Origin of the sequence: Nonomuraea antri, from assembly GCF_013283785.1 — a bacterium.
GTDB classification, from domain to species: domain Bacteria; phylum Actinomycetota; class Actinomycetes; order Streptosporangiales; family Streptosporangiaceae; genus Nonomuraea; species Nonomuraea antri.
Map to the genome: position 1 here is coordinate 1 of NZ_JABCPZ010000524.1, position 1,491 is coordinate 1,491.

Below are 1,491 nucleotides of genomic sequence, written 5' to 3' on the forward strand. Positions count from 1 at the left end.
CAGAAACAGGTTGGTGGCGTCGGGGGTGGTGGTTCCGGTCGGGCTGGCGATTTTGCGGGCGTATCAGAACCCGATCCAGCCGATCGCCCCGGCCACCGTACTTCGGATGGTGGTCGGCTACGGGGTGCTGACCGCGGCCGCAGCCGTGCTGGCCGTGGGCCTGGCCGCGCTGGTCAAGCGGGCGACGGTCGCCATCGGGCTGAGTATCGCCGTGGTCGTCGTGCCCCATCTGCTGGCGGTCGCGGGACTGGTGCCGTGGCTGCTGACGGTCACTCCGGCCGCCGGGTTCGCGATCATCCAGAGCGTCCCGGTGTTCGCGCACGTGGACGTGGATCAGTCGCTGATCGGCGGCCACTACCCGCTCCCGCCACCGGCAGGACTGGCCGTGACGTGCGTATACGCGGCCCTCGCCCTCGGCGTGGCGATCAGAAGAACACGGCGGACGGTCAGCGGGTGAGCCAGTCGGCGACGTCGGCCACGACGACCAGGTCCACGTGCTGCGGACGTCCGTAGTCGGCCGGCGTCGACGGGCCCGTGCCAGGGAAGAACAGGTGGTCGTCGGCGTCGTAGACGCAGATCGTCACGTCTCGCAGGTGCGCCAGCCCGGTACGCCAGCGCGGCAGGTCGTCGGCGACGGTCACCTGGTAGTCGCGCCCGCCCTGCAGGATGAGCATCGGCTTGCCGAGCGCCGCAGCTGCGGCGACCGGGTCGTAGTCGCGCTGGTCCAGCCAGTACGAACCGGACAGGCCGAACGGCAGCGACGAGGCGGGCGTGTCCGGTGACAGGCCGGGATCGTCCACCGCGGCGGCCTGCTCGCTGATCGCGTCGAGTGCGGCCGCCGCCTCCGGGCTCGGGTCCGGCCCGGCGAGATGGCGCAGCACGCGGACGGCAGCCCGGTGCATGGGCTGGGTGTCACCGGCCAGGACCACCAACCCGGCGACGGACGGCTCGGCGGCCGCCACCCGGGGCGCGACTTTGCCGCCCATGCTGTGGCCCAGGACGAACACCCGCGACGGGTCCACCTCGGGCAGGCTCCGCAGCAGGCGGACGGCGGCGACCGCGTGCGGCACGTACTCGTCGGTCATCGTGAAGCCGGGGTCGGCGGCGACCTGGGCGGCGTGGGCGTGCGTCACCTTGTCGAACCGCAGCACCGCCACGCCCTGGGCGGCCAGGCCCCAGGCGAGGTCCTTCAGCGGTTTGTTCGGGCCGGCGGTCCCATCACGATCGAACGGGCCGCCCCCGGCCAGCAGCACCACACCGGGCACCGGCCCGCTAGGCGTCGGTTCGGCAGGTGCTGGTACGGCGAGTGCCGATCCCTCGGGCACCGGTTCACCAGGCCTACGCGGTCCACTGGGCGTCGGTGCGGCGATCGTGGCCTGCTCGCCGGACGGTGCCCCTCCGTGCATGGAGGTCTCGCCGGGGGCGAGGAGCCCGCCAGGGGTGAGGGGAGCGTCAGGTGGCGGCTGGTCAGGTGCGGGTGCGGCTGGTGGG

The 1,491-nt window shown here is 73.1% G+C and carries 1 protein-coding gene and 1 pseudogene; one reads left to right on the forward strand and one right to left on the reverse strand.

The window, feature by feature from the left end; all coding sequences use genetic code 11:
- Nucleotides 1-457, forward strand: a pseudogene (locus tag HII36_RS55110) (hypothetical protein); the annotation flags it as partial.
- On the opposite strand, the gene HII36_RS55115 reads toward HII36_RS55110, so the two are convergent.
- Complete coding sequence (locus HII36_RS55115) at nt 447-1,325, reverse strand: alpha/beta hydrolase family protein (protein ID WP_328808332.1); 879 nt, start codon at nt 1,323-1,325, stop codon at nt 447-449. The pseudogene HII36_RS55110 and the gene HII36_RS55115 overlap by 11 nt on opposite strands.
- Nucleotides 1,326-1,491: the final 166 nt, after the last annotated feature.